This is a genomic window from Pleurocapsa sp. PCC 7327 (assembly GCF_000317025.1).
In the GTDB taxonomy this organism is placed as follows: domain Bacteria; phylum Cyanobacteriota; class Cyanobacteriia; order Cyanobacteriales; family Microcystaceae; genus Hydrococcus.
The window spans coordinates 4,400,374-4,418,763 of record NC_019689.1; the positions used below are offsets into that span (position 1 = coordinate 4,400,374).

At 46.5% G+C, this 18,390-nt stretch carries 15 protein-coding genes; 7 read left to right on the plus strand and 8 right to left on the minus strand.

Annotated features, from left to right (window positions below):
- The first annotated feature begins 102 nt into the window (after positions 1–102).
- The 3 genes from PLE7327_RS19820 to PLE7327_RS19835 all read left to right on the plus strand — a co-directional run bounded on the left by PLE7327_RS19820 (position 103) and on the right by PLE7327_RS19835 (position 4,469).
- Entirely contained in the window at positions 103–1,437 is a 1,335-nt protein-coding gene (locus PLE7327_RS19820; protein ID WP_015145552.1) for a cell wall metabolism sensor histidine kinase WalK, read from the plus strand.
- Positions 1,438–1,539: 102 nt separating this feature from the next.
- The gene (gene phoU / locus PLE7327_RS19825) at positions 1,540–2,208 is read left to right on the plus strand and encodes a phosphate signaling complex protein PhoU (RefSeq protein WP_015145553.1); all 669 of its coding nucleotides are present in this window, start codon (positions 1,540–1,542) and stop codon (positions 2,206–2,208) included.
- Between the two features lie 515 nt (positions 2,209–2,723).
- Positions 2,724–4,469, plus strand: coding sequence for an iron uptake porin (locus PLE7327_RS19835; protein WP_041393642.1), 1,746 nt, complete (start codon positions 2,724–2,726; stop codon positions 4,467–4,469).
- 61 nt (positions 4,470–4,530) lie between these two features.
- On the opposite strand, the gene hisD is transcribed toward PLE7327_RS19835, so the two are convergent.
- The gene (hisD, locus tag PLE7327_RS19840; RefSeq protein WP_041392408.1) at positions 4,531–5,814 is read right to left on the minus strand and encodes a histidinol dehydrogenase; all 1,284 of its coding nucleotides are present in this window, start codon (positions 5,812–5,814) and stop codon (positions 4,531–4,533) included.
- A 123-nt stretch (positions 5,815–5,937) separates the two neighbouring features.
- Between hisD and PLE7327_RS19845 the strand changes: the two genes are divergently transcribed.
- Positions 5,938–7,698, plus strand: a complete 1,761-nt coding sequence (locus tag PLE7327_RS19845) for a fatty acyl-AMP ligase (protein WP_015145556.1) — start codon at positions 5,938–5,940, stop codon at positions 7,696–7,698.
- Between the two features lie 11 nt (positions 7,699–7,709).
- On the opposite strand, the gene PLE7327_RS19850 is transcribed toward PLE7327_RS19845, so the two are convergent.
- Positions 7,710–9,080, minus strand: a complete 1,371-nt coding sequence (locus PLE7327_RS19850) for a proton extrusion protein PcxA (RefSeq protein ID WP_015145557.1) — start codon at positions 9,078–9,080, stop codon at positions 7,710–7,712.
- Positions 9,081–9,224: 144 nt separating this feature from the next.
- On the opposite strand from PLE7327_RS19850, the gene PLE7327_RS19855 reads away from it, so the two are divergent.
- The 3 genes from PLE7327_RS19855 (at position 9,225) to PLE7327_RS19865 (ending at position 12,668) form a co-directional block, all read left to right on the plus strand.
- On the plus strand, positions 9,225–11,450 hold the full coding sequence (locus PLE7327_RS19855) for a hypothetical protein (RefSeq protein WP_015145558.1): 2,226 nt from the start codon (positions 9,225–9,227) through the stop codon (positions 11,448–11,450).
- A 91-nt stretch (positions 11,451–11,541) separates the two neighbouring features.
- Positions 11,542–12,162 carry a GNAT family N-acetyltransferase gene (locus PLE7327_RS19860; RefSeq protein WP_015145559.1) on the plus strand — a complete coding sequence of 207 codons (621 nt, stop codon included), beginning with the start codon at positions 11,542–11,544 and terminating at the stop codon, positions 12,160–12,162.
- Between the two features lie 56 nt (positions 12,163–12,218).
- The gene (locus PLE7327_RS19865) at positions 12,219–12,668 is read left to right on the plus strand and encodes a hypothetical protein (RefSeq protein WP_015145560.1); all 450 of its coding nucleotides are present in this window, start codon (positions 12,219–12,221) and stop codon (positions 12,666–12,668) included.
- On the opposite strand, the gene PLE7327_RS19870 is transcribed toward PLE7327_RS19865, so the two are convergent.
- The 6 genes from PLE7327_RS19870 to egtC all read right to left on the minus strand — a co-directional run bounded on the left by PLE7327_RS19870 (position 12,665) and on the right by egtC (position 18,383).
- On the minus strand, positions 12,665–13,492 hold the full coding sequence (locus tag PLE7327_RS19870; protein WP_015145561.1) for a metallophosphoesterase: 828 nt from the start codon (positions 13,490–13,492) through the stop codon (positions 12,665–12,667). The two genes, PLE7327_RS19865 and PLE7327_RS19870, sit on opposite strands and share 4 nt — an antisense overlap.
- 154 nt (positions 13,493–13,646) lie before the next feature.
- Positions 13,647–14,930 (minus strand): ergothioneine biosynthesis protein EgtB, encoded by a 1,284-nt coding sequence (locus PLE7327_RS19875; RefSeq protein ID WP_015145562.1) that lies wholly within the window; start codon positions 14,928–14,930, stop codon positions 13,647–13,649.
- A 783-nt stretch (positions 14,931–15,713) separates the two neighbouring features.
- Positions 15,714–16,313, minus strand: a complete 600-nt coding sequence (locus PLE7327_RS19880; RefSeq protein WP_015145563.1) for a hypothetical protein — start codon at positions 16,311–16,313, stop codon at positions 15,714–15,716.
- Positions 16,314–16,395: 82 nt separating this feature from the next.
- On the minus strand, positions 16,396–16,836 hold the full coding sequence (locus PLE7327_RS19885; RefSeq protein ID WP_015145564.1) for a DUF2358 domain-containing protein: 441 nt from the start codon (positions 16,834–16,836) through the stop codon (positions 16,396–16,398).
- Positions 16,837–16,957: 121 nt separating this feature from the next.
- Positions 16,958–17,491, minus strand: a complete 534-nt coding sequence (locus tag PLE7327_RS19890; protein WP_015145565.1) for a peroxiredoxin family protein — start codon at positions 17,489–17,491, stop codon at positions 16,958–16,960.
- A gap of 88 nt (positions 17,492–17,579) precedes the next feature.
- Positions 17,580–18,383: an ergothioneine biosynthesis protein EgtC gene (gene egtC / locus PLE7327_RS19895; RefSeq protein WP_015145566.1), complete on the minus strand. Its 804-nt coding sequence runs from the start codon at positions 18,381–18,383 to the stop codon at positions 17,580–17,582.
- Between the last annotated feature and the right edge of the window lie 7 nt (positions 18,384–18,390).

Genomic DNA, 18,390 nt, shown 5'->3' on the forward strand with positions numbered 1-18,390 from the left:
TCGCTATAACTAGAGTAAGGAAATTCTTGGTCGCGATCGCACGAGAAAAGTTATCTTAGAATTCAGAATCTTCTGCGGGTGCCAGCAGAATTCGCAATTCAGATGGCTTTCATTGTTACGTTTATCTTGGGAGTCGCTCTGGGCATAGGTTTTCATTACTGGAACCAGTATCGGTTTAAGCGCCAACTAGCCCAGATTTTGACTGCCTCCTCGGATACTGCCGACCTGATAACTTCCCTGCCCAGCTCATCCTTGGTGCGGCGAGAGATGGCGTATCTGACTCAGAAATGTCAAGCTCTTGAAGAAGAATTGCAAACTTGGCAAACTGTACTTGAAGGGGCACCTGTTGGCTATTTACAGGTAGATGCTGAAAATCAACTGCTTTGGTGCAATCAACAAGCTCGCAAATTACTTAAAATCGATCGCTGGCAACCCGGACAGCTTCGTTTGTTGCTGGAGTTGGTTCGCTCCTACGAACTCGACCAATTAATCGAACAAACCCGCTCCACTCAAAAACCTCAAGAACAAGAATGGGTATATTATCCCACTTACTATGCTGCAAAAGGAGAGCTGTCCGAGCGAGAACAATTGCAGCTATCGAGCGAAAAATCGATCGCGATCGAAGCCTTTGCTTACCCACTTCCTCAAGGACGAGTCGGCGTTTTTTTAGAAAACCGACAGCCTTTGGTAGAGCTATCGCGATCGCGCGATCGCGCTTTTTCCGACCTGACTCACGAACTGAGAACCCCTCTAACTTCCATTTCCCTCGTCGCCGAAACCCTACAAAAACGCCTCCAAAACCCCGAACGTCGTTGGGTCGAACAGATGCTCAAAGAAACCAACCGCTTGATAAATCTAGTTCAAGAATGGCTCGATCTCAGCCAACTACAAGAAGCGCCGGATCGACACCTCTCCTATCAATCCGTCGAACTGCGCGAATTAATTTTTGCCGCTTGGCAAAGTTTAACTCCTCTAGCTCGACAAAAAGAAATTACCCTTACCTATTGCGCTTCCGATACATTTTACCTGCAAGCCGATCGATCCCGCCTCACGCAAGTCTTTCTAAATTTATTCGATAACAGCATCAAATACAGTCCCCCTCAGAGCGAGATTCGCGTTCAAGTCGAGGCGATTTCCGAACCAGAGACTAGCGAAATTCTAATTAGTATCGTCGATTCGGGTTCCGGCTTTTCCGAGTCAGATCTTCCCTTTATCTTTGACCGATTATACCGAGGCGATCCGTCTAGAGCAAGATACCCTAGTCCTACTCAGGCGATAGAAACGCTCCCGACTCGACACGGCAGCGGACTGGGATTAGCGATCGCCCAGCAAATTATCAAAGCTCATGGCGGGTCTATTTCTGCTCAAAACCATCCCGAAACTGGTGGGGCTTGGTTGCAATTGCGATTGCCAACCCATCAATCTAAAGACATATAGTGCTTTTGGTTGCATTGAGTATAATTGGTGATAAGTGAAGGACTTTTTTGTGCTTTGCTATTGACAAAAAACTTATTTTAATATAATCCTAAGCATGAGCCAGTGAGCCTGTCTTCTCAGAGTCAACATACCGAACGAGCTTATTTTGAACGCTGCCTCCGACGTCTAGAACAAGATGTTTTGAGGATGGGAACGCTGGTGGAAGAGTCTTTTCGCCTCAGCCATCAGTCCGTCTTCGCTCGCAACTTAGCAGCCGCTCAAAAAATTCCGGCGATCGACAAGCAGATCGACCGCTACTACCGTCAAATCGAGTTAGAGTGTGCAACTCTGATGACGCTTCAAGCGCCTGTCGCTCAGGATTTACGACTGCTGAGCGCTTTCATGCAATTGGTTCGGGATCTAGAGCGCATCGGAGACTACGCCAAAGACATTGCAGAAATCGCCATTAAGCTCTTTCCCTATGAACCTCACCCTTGCATGAGCGAGATCGAAGCCATGTCCCGCCACGCTCAACTCATGTTGTCAACCAGTCTAGTCTCCCTTGCCGATCTCGATGCCGAAGCAGGTCAAAAGGTGAAAAAATTAGATGATACGGTAGATGATGCCTACGATCGCCTTTATGAAACCTTAGCCTATCAGCGAGATATTAAAGGAGTGGTAGAACCCATCCTTCTACTCGGACTACTCATTCGCCATTTGGAAAGAATGGCAGATCATGCCACTAACATCGCTCAGCGCGTTTCCTACATCGTGACCGGACATCGAGCTTGATAACAGCGAGTAGCGACCATACATAAAGGCGATCGCCTGGAGATTTAACCCGGGTTGACTGACAAATCTTTGTCCCCTCATCCCTAAATCCCTTCTCCCCTTGTGGGAGAAGGGACTTTAGTCCAAAGTCTTAAGTGGAAAGCCCCTCTCCCGCTCTGGGAGAGGGGTTGGGGTGAGGGCGATTTGAGTTTTGTCATTCAACTAGGATTTAACCTTATGATTCCCCAAACATTACCTTTTTCTAAATTAGCTGGTTTAAGATTGAAGAAAAACGTTAAATTTTTCAGCCCAACAACCTAATTGACATTACATTAAGAATCAAAATAGAATCTTACGGTTTTATTAACTTATTAGTTATCCTTCTTAAGATTGTGATTTATTTGATGAGTTTAGGGTAAGCTAAAGATAGATGTTTCTCTAGTATTCGTAATTGGGAGAAACAAAGCTGCCAAATACGTCATCGATACCAATAGTTAACTAAACGTTTAAGTCCCTGAGGTGTGAGGATGAGTTCGATGTCTAAATTACTGTGGTCTTCGATTAAAATTGCCCCAGCGATCGTTGGTGCATTCTTTCTAGCAATCCAGAGCGCGAGTGCCGCTCCAGAGGAGACGAGCAAGGTTGAGCTAGCCGAGAATTTGATGGCTCAAGCCGCTTCTAATCCTGGCAATGGCAACAGCAGCACCCAAATGCTCGAACAGCCAGGCGAGTTGAATCGCATGGACGGTCAACTCGACGAAAGCGAATCAATGGACCAAGTCACTAGCGTCCAGGAATTAAAAGATGTTTCGCCAACAGAGTGGGCTTATGAAGCGCTTCAGAGTTTGGTAGAGCGCTACGGCTGTATCGTCGGTTATCCAGACCAGACCTACCGAGGCAACCGCGCCCTAACCCGTTGGGAGTTTGCCGCTGGTTTGAACGCTTGCATGAATACCATGGAGCGCCTCATTCAGGAAAATGTCGCCGTTCTTAAAGAAGATATCGATACGCTCAAGCGCTTGGCGCAGGAATTTGAAGCCGAACTAGCCGCGCTCGGCGGACGAGTCGATAACCTGGAAGGACGGGTGGCTTTCTTGGAAGATAATCAGTTCTCCACAACCACCAAACTCAGAGGTGAAGCAATCTTCAGCGTTGCCGATACTTTTGGAGAAGACGACGACACCCAAACTGTTTTCCAAGACCGGGTTCGCCTCAACCTAGAAACGAGCTTTACGGGTAAAGACTTGTTGAGAACCCGCTTGCAGGCAGGAAACTTTGGGGGAAATCGATTCGATGTTTCCAATACCGGAACCAACGTGACGCGCTTGGCGTATGATGACGGTAGTAACAATGACATAACTATCGACGACCTCTGGTATCGCTTCCCGCTATTTGACGACAAATTGACGGTTTGGGTAGGTGCCAATGCTCTGAACTTGGATGATGTTTTCAATACCGTTAGCCCCTATTTAGCAGACGGCGGTACGGGTTCCCTCTCTCGCATCGGGCGATACAATAACATGGTCTACCGAGGACCATCGGGAGCGGGTCTAGGATTTAGATTTGACATTAGCGATCAATTCTACGTAGGGGGAGCTTATTTAGCTAGTGATAATAGTGAATTAGGGGCATCTAGTCCCGATGAAGGATCGGGCTTGTTCAATGGCTCGTATAGTGCAGGCGGTCAAATAGGATTCAAACCAACCGAGGACATCGAGTTAGCTGCGACCTTCGTGCATACCTTCCGAACTGGAAATTCAGATATATCAGATAATCAAGGTCTTTTTGGTAACATCAGCGATACCGATGCTGAATTTCCTTTTGGCAGGGGCATTCCAACGGCTGCCGAACGGATTGGTCTGTCTGCTAGCTGGAAAATCACAGACAGAATCCATTTAGGCGCTTGGGGCGGATATGCGATCGCTAATGAAGTATCTTCCGCTATTGGATTGGATAGCCGGGATATTTGGACTTGGAATGCCAATGTTTCTATCCTTGACTTGGGTAAAGAGGGTGCCGTTCTTTCTCTGAGCGGCGGTATGCCACCCAGAGGTGAATTCCAAGAAGGAACAGTAGAAGATCCCCTCACTGGAGAGACGATTACCGTCCCAGATGCCAGAAGAGTGGACGATCCAACTTACCTCATCCAAGCTCAGTACAAATTTCCCATCAATGACAATATCAGCATTACTCCGGGTGCCTATGTAGTTCTCAATCCCAATCAAAACGACGACAACGACGCGATTTGGGTAGGCGTTATTCGTACCACCTTTAAGTTCTAATAACTCCTAGTTAACCAATCTCGATAAAGTAGGGGCAGGTGTCAAAACCTGCCCTTTTAAACTACAGATCCAACAATCTCTCCCGTTCGCGAATTGCCATCCCGTGCGCCGGAAATTCTTCATAGGCAGCCAAGGTTTGCGTAGTTTGCTTGAGGCGGTTAAACCCTTCTGGCGTTAGATAGGCGAGTGTCGATCGTTTGAGAAAATCAAACACGGAAACGGCAGAATAGGAACGGGCAAACCCTCCCGTTGGCAGGACAGCATTGACTCCAATCGCATAGGTTGCCATAGAAGAAGGCGTATAAGCTCCCAGTAAAATTTCGCCAGCATTCTTAATTTTGCCGACGACGCTGAAGGGATCTCTGACTAAAATTTCCAAATGTTCCGGCGCGTAATCATTAATAAAATTAATCGATTCTTCTAAGCTGGCGGTGAGCAGAATGCCGCCATAGGAAGCCAATCCTTGCTCGCAAAATTCCCTGCGCCAATTGGGGAGACGCTTGAGATAGTCTGCGACATATTCGCTCGCTTGGCGTGCCACGACTTCGCTATGGGTCACCAACAGAGCCGCCGAATCGGAGCCGTGTTCTGCTTCGATTAAGAGATCGAGGGCAGCTATTTGGGGATCGGTCGTTTCATCGGCTAAAACAATCGATTCGCTCGGTCCGGCGGGAAGTCCGACATCGACAGTTCCATACAAGAGTCGCTTGGCGGCAGCGCCGTAAATACTGCAAGGACCGATAATTTTGTCGACTTTGGGGATCGTTGCCGTTCCCAATGCCATAGCCGCGATCGCCTGAACGCCGCCCAGCTTATAGACCTCTTCGATCCCTGCCATCTCGGCGGCAACGAGAGAAACGGGTTCGACATTGCCTTGTTTGTCTGGCGGCGTGCAAACGATAGCTCGGTTGACTCCGGCGACCATCGCAGGTACGGCAAGCATCAGCATCATCGAGGGAAACGCACCTCTACCTCTGGGCACGTATAAGCCAGCGCTGGGAATCGGCGAAATTTTTTCTCCGGCAAAGACCCCCGCGTCGATTTCTGCCAATTGCATTTCTTCTGGCATCTGGCGTTGGTGAACCGCTTTAATGTTGGCAAAGGATTGCTCGATGGCGGCTCTTACCTCTGGATCGATTAATTCCTGCGCTTTGGCAAATTCTGCTGCCGTTACCTTCAGATTTTCAACCGATGCTCCAACGTAGTCAAATTTTCTGGCATATTCAACGACTCCTCCGTCGCCGTCTTGTTTTATCTTGTCTATAACCGCTTGAGCGATAGGCAGTGCCTTATCGATATCTAACTCGGATCGTCTTTTCAAGGCGGCTAGTTCTTGTGGGGTCATTTGTGCGAGTTTCCGAATCACGATCGCTCTTTCTCTCCTTACAACTAGGAACTAAAAATGATATAGTCTTTCATTTACTGAAAGATCGTGTTAATTTCCCTAAGAAACCATCGAAAAGAGTGAATGAATCCTTTGGAACATCCTTTTGAGGCTACTACTTTAGTCGATCTGTTGCGCTATAGGGCTATCTATCAGCCCAACGTTCTTGCCTATACCTTTTTGGCAGATGGAGAAACGGAAGAAGTTGACCTTACCTATGAAGAACTCGATCGCAAAGCGAGAGCGATCGCCGTTTGCCTCCAATCGATTTGCCCGCCAGAAGAGCGCGCTTTACTCATTTATCCACCAGGTATTGACTATATTGTTGCATTTTTCGGCTGTTTGTATGCCGGAGTCATTGCCGTTCCTGCCTATCCTCCTCGACCCAATCGCTCTGCGACGCGCCTTCAGACCATGATAGCCGATGCCCGACCCAAAGTCGGTTTAACCGTGAGATCGGTTTTGGCGGGTCTGGAGCGACAGGGGGATCGCGCTCCCGAATTAAAGAGCTTGCGCTGGCTGGCTACCGATAATTTGAACGATAAGCTAGCGATCGACTGGCAACATCCTAGCTTAAGCGGCGATACCCTCGCGTTTCTCCAATATACATCGGGTTCGACAGCCGAACCCAAAGGCGTAGCGATCGCGCATCAAAATTTACTGCACAATTTAAGCTGGATCTATCGTCGTTTCGAGCATACGCCCAACAGCAAAGGCGTTATTTGGCTGCCACTCTATCACGATATGGGATTGATTGGCGGCGTGCTACAACCTCTCTACGGCGGGTTCCCCACAATCTTAATGTCGCCGCTCATGTTTTTGCAAAGTCCCATTCGTTGGTTGCAGGCGATTTCTCGCTATCGAGCTACCACTAGCGGCGGTCCCAACTTTGCCTACAATTTAGTTAGTCGCAAAGTCACTCCAGACCAACTCGCCAATTTAGATTTGAGTAGTTGGGGCGTTGCTTTTAATGGGGCGGAAACGATTAGCTATGAAATTATCGAGCAATTCTCAACTCTCCTGGAACCTTGCGGATTTCGTCGAGAAGCTTTCTATCCTTGCTATGGTATGGCAGAAGCCACCCTATTTATCTCAGGCGGGCAAAAAACTGCTCCCATCGCCTACAAAAAACTCAAAGCAAAAGCCATTGAAAAACATCGCGTCATTCCCGCTAGCGACGGCGAAGCCAATTTTCGGATAGTCGTTGGTTGCGGTCAAAGTTTACCCGATCAAAAAGCGATCGTGGTTAATCCCGAAACCATGACGCGATGCGCTCATAATGAGGTAGGAGAAATTTGGGTATCTGGTGCTAGCATCGCTCGCGGCTACTGGAATCGACCGGAAGAAACGGAGCGCACTTTCTACGCTTACCTGGCAGATACTGGCGAGGGTCCTTTTTTGCGTACTGGCGACTTGGGATTTATTGAAGATGGCGAACTTTTTATAACGGGTCGTCTCAAAGATACGATCGTCATCAACGGTCGCAATTATTATCCTCAAGATATTGAATGGACGGTAGAACAGAGTCATTCTCTTATCAGACCTAATTGTTCAGCTAGCTTCTCTGTAGAAATGGAGGGCGAAGAAAGGTTAGTTATTTTAGCAGAGGTGGAGCGCAGCTACCGAAAACGCCACTTGGAAGCAGATTATTCCCCCGAATCGCCAACGGACGCTTCCAAAGCTTTAATTCAGGCAATCCGCAAAGCTGTTTTACAACAGTACGACCTACAGGTATACGATGTATTGCTCCTGAAACCGGGTGCCCTTCCCAAAACTTCTAGTGGGAAAATTCAACGTCATTTGTGTCGGACTCATTATCTTGCCGGAACGTTAGAGGTTTTATAGACAAAATTACCTTATTCATTCATATTTCTATAGGTAGCAACGGCAGAAGGAGAAACGCGGTTGAGATAGCGGAAAATCCAATACTTGAATATCGTGTCTAAAATAACGGGAAATGTCGCGATGAATAAAAAATTAAACTCTCTATTTTCGGGCAGTCCAAAATGTTCGGCAATACTTCCTAAAATCACTTCCCATCCATGAGGAGAGTGAAAGCCTACAAACATATCTGTAAATAGAATAATGAGAAAAGCTTTTGCTGAGTCGCTCAGACCGTAAATAATTTCATCGAGAAATGATTTGACAATTTCAATTTCCTTTCGGTTAGTTGCAATAACTACCGCAAAAGCAACTAGGGAAAAGAGATCGGCAAAAATATTTGCGATCGCATTGCCTCCTTTCTGGCGAAACTCTTTGGAAATTTCTTGGGCTTTTTCCCTAACCCGATCTTGGATTTCTTCTAAAGATAATGTTGACAGTCCGATGATATTTCTGAACTGTAACATTTCCTCAAAATGTCTGAGTTCTAAAAAAGCTTCTTCTTCTAAATCTCTATTAATAAAAATAATTTGTGGATTTTTCTCCAGGTAATTACTGACAAGCGGACTGACCAAAAATGTCTTGGTCAGTTGATGGGTCAAAAGAGGAACGATAATTAGCAAAAGAATAAATTTAATTGAAATGGCTGTCTTATAACGAGAACTTCGATATCTTTTGATAACTTCTTCTTCGGTTTCTCCCGATTGGGGATCGATTTCTTGTCTGATGCGACTAATCGTATTCAAAAATGAGCGAGGTAAAACACCAGTTTTTTCAGTAGCTTTTGCAACTCTAGTTTTAGAATTCAGATCTTCATTTTCTAAATTCAGTTCTGGCTTACCATTTCTTTTCTTTTTTGAAGCCAAACTATCCCTGACATTAACGAGTTCCGAACCTTTACCATTTTTCCAATCCTCAGACTCATCTACTAACAGACTTTGCTTTGTATCTTTTTCTATAAAATTAGTTTTGTATTTAGAGACGATCTCGTCGATAAACTTTAGTTTTTCCAGAATAGCTAGCGAGCGATTTTGTTCTTCGAGCAACTTCTCTCGATTTTCCAGTTGGTTTTTGGATAAATTGAAAAGATTGAAAAAGAAACGACTGGTTTTAAACTCCACCAGTGCCATATTGATGGTTTGTAAATACCCTTTAACTTCTGTTTGAAAATAAGCAATAACGCTCTCTCCATAGTCAGAAAATCGAGCAGATACTTTTTGACCGTTAAAATGCCTATCTTCAATGTCTTTAATCTTGATAGCTGCTCTGTATGCCCTCTCCAACGCTCTTTCTGGAGTAGCAGAAAACCAGCGGGTAGCATTGCCTAAAATATTGTTGAGTTGCATAGAAATCGTTAACGATCTTTGTAAGATGATGAGAGACAGCAGCGATCGCTCAACCGATGCAGAGACGCAATATCTTGCATCTGTACTAGGATTCTGAATCTCATTGTATGCTCTGCACTAGCAAACTGACCTTAAAAAACAACTGTGTTGCTCTCATCAATTTGGATTATCGGATTAACTCGCAGTGGGAAAACAACGCGCTTAATTGGCGAATTTCGTCAATGGGTTCGGGAAAAACGACGCGCGTCCAAGCAAGTTGCTCGCAACAGCGATTCCGCTCAACCGTTGACCTCTGCTATTTTGGTCTTTGCCGCCAATAACGACAATCGTCGGAACTTAGCAGATCGACTGTCAATTTCGGTACGGGGAAGCTATCCAGTGCTCTGTAAAACCCCATTAGGATTTATCTGTGACGAGGTAACCTTGTTTTGGCCCCTGCTGTTCGAGCGATTGCATCTTAAGGCACAGTTCCCCCTGCGCCTGCGTCCGGAAACCGAACAAGAATTAGCAACGCGCCTGTGGCGACCTAAATTAGACCAAGAAAGTTTAACCCGACTCGGAATCGGCGAGTATCAGTTGGTGCGCCGAACGCTGGATTTATTGCAACTAGCTGGAGCAAGCGGCATTCCGGTAGAAGATATCCCCGCGATTTTAGCGGCAGGTTTTCCCAGTCTCAACGAGTCAGTTTCCGGCAATGTCTCGTATTGTCTGGGAGAATTGCTGATGGAGTGGCGACAGTGGTGCTTGGAGAGAGGATTGCTCAGCTATGGCATTATTTACGAACTTTATTGGCGGTATTTACTACCCGATCCAATTTATCAAGAGCATTTGAGCCGTCGCTACCAGGCGATTTTTGCTGACGATACAGATGATTATCCGGCAATTATCAGAGATTTATGCGAACTGCTTCTCGATCGCGGCGCGTTTGGCGTATTTACCTATAATCGAGACGGTCGGGTACGAATGGGATTGAATGCCGATCCCGACTATCTAGCAGGTTTAGCCTCTCGCTGTCGCGTCGAAGAATTATCCAACGCAAGCGGACTAGGAACCGACTTAGGAGACGCGATCGCGCAATTTCTCGACGATCCCACCTTTATTCCCAGCTTGCCCCCGTCAGTCCTATCGATTCAAACCATCTCCCGCGCCCAACTGTTGCGAAAAACGGCTGAAACTATTATTGAAGCAGTCGAAGCGGGAGAAGTTCGACCGGAAGAGATAGCGATAATCGCTCCCGGTTTGGACGAAATTGCTCGCTATACGCTCATCGAGATTCTCTCGTCGGCGGGAATTCCCATCGAACCGCTCAACGAACAGCGTCCCCTGATTAGTTCCCCGCTCATTCGCGCCTTATTGACGCTGTTGGCGCTTGTTTATCCGGGGTTGGGACGTTTAGTTGGACGGGATTTGGTAGCAGAAATGCTGGTCGCACTCAGTCAAAAACCTACAGGCGAAGCTAGAGAGATAGAGAACGGTGAAGACGGGGAAATATGGACAAACAACAGACAACGCCGACTCGTTCCGGCGATCGATCCGGTGCGTGCGGGTTTAATTGCCGACTATTGCTATCAGATCGACCCAGAACAACCGCGCTTGTTGCCTGTAGAGACGTTTGCTAGATGGGATCGCTTGGGATATCGAGCAACAAAAGCATATCAAGAGATCGCAGCTTGGATAGAAAAAACTAAATCCCTACTCCAACAACAGCATTTAGCCTACCCAGTTATGGTATTGGATCGGGCACTCAAGCATTTTGTCGGCAATGGCGCTCATCTGCCCTACGATTGTCTCTCTGCTTTGAGGGAACTGATAGAAACGGCACAACATTTTTGGGAAGTGGATCGGCGGTTGCGGCTAAACGAACCCATATCCTCCTCGGTGGCGACAACGGTCGCTCAATTTATTCAGCTATTGCGTCGGGGCACGATTTCAGCCAATCCCCGTCCGGTTAGCTCTTTTGGCAAAAAAAGGGGGGCGGTTACCTTGGCGACGATTTTCCAGTACCGTTCTCTTCGTTCTTTTCACCGCTGGCAGTTTTGGCTGGATGCCTCGTCTCATCTCTGGGATAAAGGCGGTGCGGCAACGCTATATGGCGCGCCCTTATTCCTACGAGAATGGTCGGGACGTGCCTGGATGCCAGAAGACGAGTTGGAGAGCGATCGCGAGCGTTTAGGGGGAATTTTGCGCGATCTCTTAGGACGGGTTGACGAACGAGTCTATCTGTGCCATAGCGATTTGGGCGTTAACGGAACAGAACAAATGGGTCCGCTTTCGGTATGGGTTCGCGCTTCTAGAGAGTATGTTGCAGAGTCTAAGGCAATTAGGGAAGATCGTCTCCAGAGAGAAGTTTACAGAAATTTATCTCAATAATGCAGCGCCAGCTAAAAAGGTTACAATTCAGATAATTATGGACTTATGAGGCTGCCTCTAAACTATTTTTACTGTCATCTGCCAAGCGATCGTGGACTTTTGCTTCTCATCTTCTCTCATTGCCGCTTCATCAGCTTCAACCGATAAAGGCACCGGCACTTCTCAATCGCTCTCGATCCGAACTGTTGAAGCCAGCGATATTAAGGGTCTTGCTGAAGTCATAACCCGAAGCTTTCATCCCCGTCAGGGATTGTGGTATTGGTTTTACCCTTTACTCAAATTAGGAATTTATGAAGATTTGCACAGCCGTATCCGTTCCTTCTCGCCCTATCATCGATGTATCGTCGCCAGTTTGTCGATCGATGGCGCAGCGGGTGGAGTAGAAGAAATCGTCGGTACGGCAGAAATTGCAATGCGCTTTGACTCGACTGCAAGCGACGGCTTCCCCTATATTTCTAATTTGGCAGTCAGTCCCACCCATCGGCGACAAGGAATCGCGCGAAAATTGCTGATCGCCTGCGAGCAGATCGCGGCGCGGGAATGGGGATGTCAAGCCGTCTCGCTACACGTTCTCGAAAATAACTATCCCGCTAAACGACTTTATTTTTCGTGCGGATATCGACTTTATCGTATTGATTTTAGCTTCGGTAACTGGTTGCTAAAGCGTCCCAGACGTTTGTTGATGTACAAAAAAATGCAAAATTCGTTCTAGTTGCAGCTCGATAGCAAAACAAGCTAAAAAACATCCAAGACAGTCAGATCGATGTCATGCAAGCCCCAAATAAAGAGACACAAATTCCCGATATCCTCGCCCAACTGCGCGAGAAAAAGTTCTCGATCGTCAATCCTCGCCGTAAAAATGGCTTGATTCTCTATAAACCCTATCATGCTGAATTTGTTGGTCCTGGAGCCGTGGTGGGCAGCGAGATTGATACAGATGTGGTAAAAGTCATATCAGTTGGCAATTTGTCGCTTGTAACTCCTCAAACCGCCAAAGAAAAAATTAATGCCTATTTGATTCGGCGGCAGTGGGTCAGGCTGACCAAACAAATTACAGACAATCCCACTGCCCTGCAACGGGCGCAAGTTATCCTCAATCAGTTTGAAAATTGGTTCGATCCTCAGACAACTGCCCAGCTTCCCGACGAGGCTTTTGCACTTTTGGTAGGAGTTTTGCCACAAACGATTAGAAAAGTCCGCAATGCATATATTGGTTAGGCTAGGGTAATTACGGTTAATTCTGGCGGACAAAAAATCCGTCCTGGAAAGTAAGTTCCCAAACCGCGATTGACGTAGAGTTGGTTGCGTCCTACCCGATGCCATCCCTGCGCCCATTGCCAATGTTTGACGACTCTAGAACATTGTCTGAGAAAGGGAATATACGACTGTAAGGGTTTTGGAGTATTTTGACGCAGTTGTTGCAGCAAAATTGGTGCCGGACCGCATCCTGGGATAACGATCTGACCGCCGTGGGTATGACCGGACAGTTGTAGATCGACCCGCCATCGTTTCAAAACTTCGGCAGTATCGGGATTGTGAGATAAGACGAGGCGGGGAATCTGCGCGTCTAGCCGATCTAAAACCGATGCGGGAGCGAATTCCCGCGACCAATAATCTGCCAGTCCGACAAGGGGGAACTCTTCTCCCAAAGGAGTCGCGATCGCGTTCCACAAAACATGAATGCCAACCCTGGTTAGCGCTTCGATGACTTTCTCTTTTGAGTGTCGGTAATGGTTATCGTGATTTCCCAAACAAGCATAAATTCCAGCCCGACTTTTGAGGGATTTTAGCCGGCGCGCTAATTCGAAGATCGGCGTTGGATCGTCGGTCACGTAGTCCCCCGTTAAAAGAACGAGATCGGGATTTTCTTGATTACTAGCTTCGATAGCTTGAGAAAGCAAGTCTTCCGAAAGACGCAACCCATCGTAATGAAAATCGGATAGTTGGACGAGTTTCGTTCCGACTAATGGGGCAGGCAACCCCGCGATCGCGACTGTCAATCTTTCTACACTTAAGGGTTCGGTTACGATCCACCAAGACATGAATTGATTTTCACTCCCCTCACCAGTTAGCAAATACCAGTTATCAGTGATTCGTCGCTCGATCGCGCTCTCTGACTGGTAACCGAACGCCGAATGGCGCTCTTTGTTATGACCCTGCCTTAATAGAATAACTCATGTCAATTCTAGGTAAGTATTACCTAGCACACCTAAACCCTGCCAAAATCTGACGCACGCCGGGATAGTACCAGTTGCGGAAACTCGATCGCATCGCCCAAGGACGAGTTGCCCAACTGCCGCCGCGCAAGACGCGATGCTGGTTGTCGAAATAGGTTTGGGAATACCCCTGATAAGGATAGGGCTTAAATCCCTCATACCCGGCAAACCAAGAAGCCGTCCATTCCCAAACATTCCCCAGCATATCGCAGCAACCATAGGCACTTTGATTCCCTCGATAGGCATCGACGGGGGTTGTATGTCCGACTAAAGTGTCATGATTGCATAGCTTCACATTGGGTTCCCTGTTTCCCCAGGGATAAAGGCGTTTTTGCCCCTTTTCAACATCCCAACTCGCAGCTTTTTCCCATTCCGCCTCTGTCGGCAATCGTTTTCCCGCAAATCGCGCGTAAGCTTCCGCTTCGTACCAACTGACACCGCAGACGGGATGATTATCCCAATCGCTGGAATCCGACCAATATAGAGGCTGAGAGACGGGATTTTCTTGCAACCATTGCCAGCCCTCCTCCGACCAAAATTGTCGCTCTTGGTAGCCTCCTGCCGTCATAAATGCTCGATACTGACTGCAAGTCACGGGATAGCGATCGATCCGATAGGCATCTAAATAAACCCGATAGACGGGACGTTCGTTATCCTGGGCATCAATAGCATCGCTTCCCATTGCAAACTCTCCGGCAGGGATTTCTACCATCTCATCGAATTTTGGCGAAGCCCTTTTCAAGGAGAACGGCGGATTTTTTTGGATTGACGATTTTGGAATAGAAAAGTGTAATTGAGTATAGAACCCCTCTCGATCCCAGCGATGGAGTTGTAGGAGAAACGCGATCGTTTCGTTATGCTGACTTTCGTGTTGAATCAGCCAACGCCAGAGACGCTCCTGTTTTTCTAGCGGTGCTGTTTCCAGATAGGTTAAAACTTGAGTTCTGACCGTATCGAGATACTCTCGAATTACCTCTATACCAGGTAATTTCTGCCGTTCTGACTTGGGCAAACCATCAGCCGCAAATAGTTTGTGATATTGAGAAAATACAGGCGGTAAACCCGCACAACACTCTAAAATCCAGAACGCTTCGGTAAAAGCAATGTGACCTAAATGCCAACCTACGGGACTAAAATCGGGATGCGCCTGCTTGCATAAGGTTTCTGAATCAATATCGACAAATAAATCTAAAGTGCGACTGCGACACGCTTGTAAGATCTTAAAAATTTCCTCTCTACGAGATTGAATTGATACGAACTTCAAGATTTCTCCCTACACTAAATAGAGGTTTTGAGGGTTCAAGTTGGTATTTTAACTCACCGATCGAGGTCTGCTAATTTGAAAGGCTTGGCATTAAAATTTTTCCAAAAGTTTTCAGCGGGTAAATGACTTCGGCAAGAAGTGTGAAACTCTAGTAAGTAAATATCGCCCTTGTTTTTGGGTTTGTTCTTGCTGAAAATTTTAAAAGGTATAGTCTGCTTACAGGTTGTCCCAAAAGTATAGTATGTGCAAGGTACTCCACCGTCTCGCGGCGGAGCCTGAAAAGCGCTTCGTCATGTTGAGCGTGGCGATAGCGAAGCGAAACATCTTATAGCAATTCGCCGATGCTCCTCCACTTCGTGGAAGTCCGCGTCGGTTGGCAATTATAAATTCGCAATTAGTCAGCCGCTCTGGGTGTAAGGCTTTTCCTTCGAGCATCTGTAGCGTTCTTGTTTAGAGATGGTCTTATAGCAGTTTTCAGTTAGATGAGAGACCAAATTGGTCGATGGAGAAAAGGGAAAAATCCTGTATTCTACCTCCAAACAAGGATTCTTCCTTATGTTCTCCTGCACTGAGAATGACAAAATAGACTTTTGGGATGTCCTCTTAAATACGCCCTTAATATCAAGTCTACCTGATTGGTCGTAATATGTATGTAGTGCGCTTATCGTAGCGTGCACTCGACAGAGCGCATATGTCTTGCTCGCCAATCCTTACCGCTCGAGACTCCTGTTGGTCGCACTACTTGGTATTATGGTCGTTCGACCGGATTGAACAGATTTAAGCTCAAAGGCTAGCGGCAAGTTCTTTCAGTAGCTGGCTGCCATTGCGAAAGACAGACCAGCCATCTCCTATCAGTACCGCATTTATGCCGCTGATTTGTGCTAGCCGACGGACTGAGATTAGGACCTCGGCTCGATTCCGAAGCTTAGCATCTGGTAGGAGCGTTAAGCTACCCGCTTGGGGGGCCCGCACTAGGTCTCCTGTAATTAGGGTGGTTTCTTCGAGCAGCAGCGCCAATTCTCCAGGTGTTTTAGATCCCTTCATTTCCAAAACTTTTAGCCCCGGAATTAATTCTTCGCCATCAGATAGCCAGCGATCGCATTGAATGGGAAAGGTGTCTTTTTCAGCTGCTGGTCCTGCTATCCGAGCACCTGTGAGCTGGGCAATTGCTGGAGCAGCGCGCAGATGATCTGAGTTAGTGACAACAATCCAAGCTGCGCCACCGAGGGATTGTAGATGATTCCAGTCATGCTCTGATAAGGGCAGCGGGTCTATCAGGACGTTTCCGTCAGGGCGAATCCAAGCAACACTATTAAAATCTATGTTTCTTTCAGAGTCGAACGACGACCAGCAATAGAGATCGGGACGATTCAGCGATTTCATGGGAATTTCTAGTTACTCTCTTCCATCAGTGTAGGCGCTTGCCGAGGAGCCGACTTAATAAAATTCTTCACCAGAGAATTTCTCAAGTTCCATTGCTGCGAAAAAACTGTTTGAGGATTTCACTGGGTTGCCGATCCCAAGTATCGATATGCTCGTAGATTAAGCCATCTGGCGTAAGTTTATAAGTCGAATAGCCGTTAAACAGAATTTTAGCTCTCCAAGGCACGCGCAAAGTCCCGCGTACAGTCCAATGAGCCAGAATGATATCTGTAGCTGTCTGCTTTACGTCGTGCAGGTCAAAGTAAATTTTAGTAAAAAAGAGCTTGCCGTGAAACCTTAACGTCCAGAAGATAATTCGATAGTTCAGTTTGCCTTTAAAAGTGTTAACTGGGTCTTTAAAATAAATATCTTTAGTATAGATATCGTAAGAAAGATCGGTTTCAAACAGACTCGGCAGTTCTGCTTTGAGAATTGCGATCGCTTGTTGGACTCGCGCTTGGTAATCGTTTAAATTCTCTTTCATCTAGAAAAGGGGATTGATAATACCATGCCAACACTGCTGTTGCCTCAACATACGTTCGTCGGACAACTCTATTGAAAAATGGGTACGATATCCGCACCGTACAGAAATTACTCAATCACCTCTAACCAAGCCGCTTTAACTCTTGTAAAATCCGATCGGGTTCCGCATTGCTGTCAATAAAGGTAAACAAATGTCTGTAGGTAATGCGACCTTCGCGATTGATGACGTACTGAGCGGGTAAAGGCGCGCCTAAAGCTTGTCCAGCTCCATAGAGGCGAAAGGTCTTGCAATCTGGATCGGACAAAAAAGGATAGGGCAGGTTCAAGTCGGAAACAATTTGCTCGCTCTGTACGCGATCGGTACTGGAAATCATCAGTAACTCTGCTCCGCGATCGCAAATATCTTGATAGCGTTGCTTTAAGTCTTGAATATGAGGATAGCAAAAAGGGCAAAAAAGTTTTTCGGTAAAAATGCGCGTAAACGCCAATACGACAGGCTGCTGACCTCGGTAGTCAGATAATCTAACCAGTCCGCCTCTAATTCGGGGTAGGGTAAAGTCCGGAGCTAACTCGCCAACCTCTGGCACTTGAAATCCTGGTAAGGGGATAAAGTTTTTAGCAAAGCGTTGGTTAAAAAGTCCTGTATTCCCAGTCATAACAATTTGTTAAGCGCTTTTTTCTCAAGGTAACATACCTTGAGAGCGATCGCTTTGTAGAGACAGGGCTAAAGAAAGCGATCGAGCTTTAGATCTCAAAAATCTTTATCGTAGGGATTTGGGAAGTTAGCTGGTGAGAAACACTAATAACGGTACGTTCTCGACAATTCTTCCAGTTTCCCTCAAATAAAGGTTCGGAGGCTATTATAACGGCATCTGGGTAGAGTAAATCGTCTTGCAACCAGTAAAGGGTCGGCGTTGGAGCGCGGTTAGAATAACGGGAAGCGACTAACTGTTTTCCATTACTGATAATGATATTGGCTGAAAAGTAAACATGATGCGATTTAGCCAATTGAGTCAGTTGAGTTAACGCATTAATCAAAGCCTTTTCTAGACTAAGATTGGGCGACTTTCGTAACTCACTAATGACTAGGGCAAAAATATGTTCGGAATCGGTTGTTCCTGTAATTAATTGATAGGCGTAGTCATCTAACAAGTTGCGGATAGGTCGATATAGCGTTTGACGAAAATTATGAATAAAGCCGTTATGAATAAAAAGTAAATTTTCATGAGTAAAAGGCTGGCAGTTACTTAAATCTACAGCTAGCGGCGGAGTAGCGCTGCGAACGTAGGCAAGTACGCAACTCGATTCGACATATCGACTCAAATGAGGAAGATTAACATCGCTCCAAATAGGTAAAATGTTTTTGTAAACATAGGGATTCTCGTCTTTTTGAGGGTGATACCAACCCACGCCAAAACCATCGGCATTGAGCAATCCGGCAGTCATTTCGCGGGGTTGGTAACTTTGAGCGATGAGAGAGTGGTCGGGTTTATAGAGTAAGTTATCTAGTTGAATTGCTGAACCTAAATAGCCTAATAAACGGCACATATTCAGA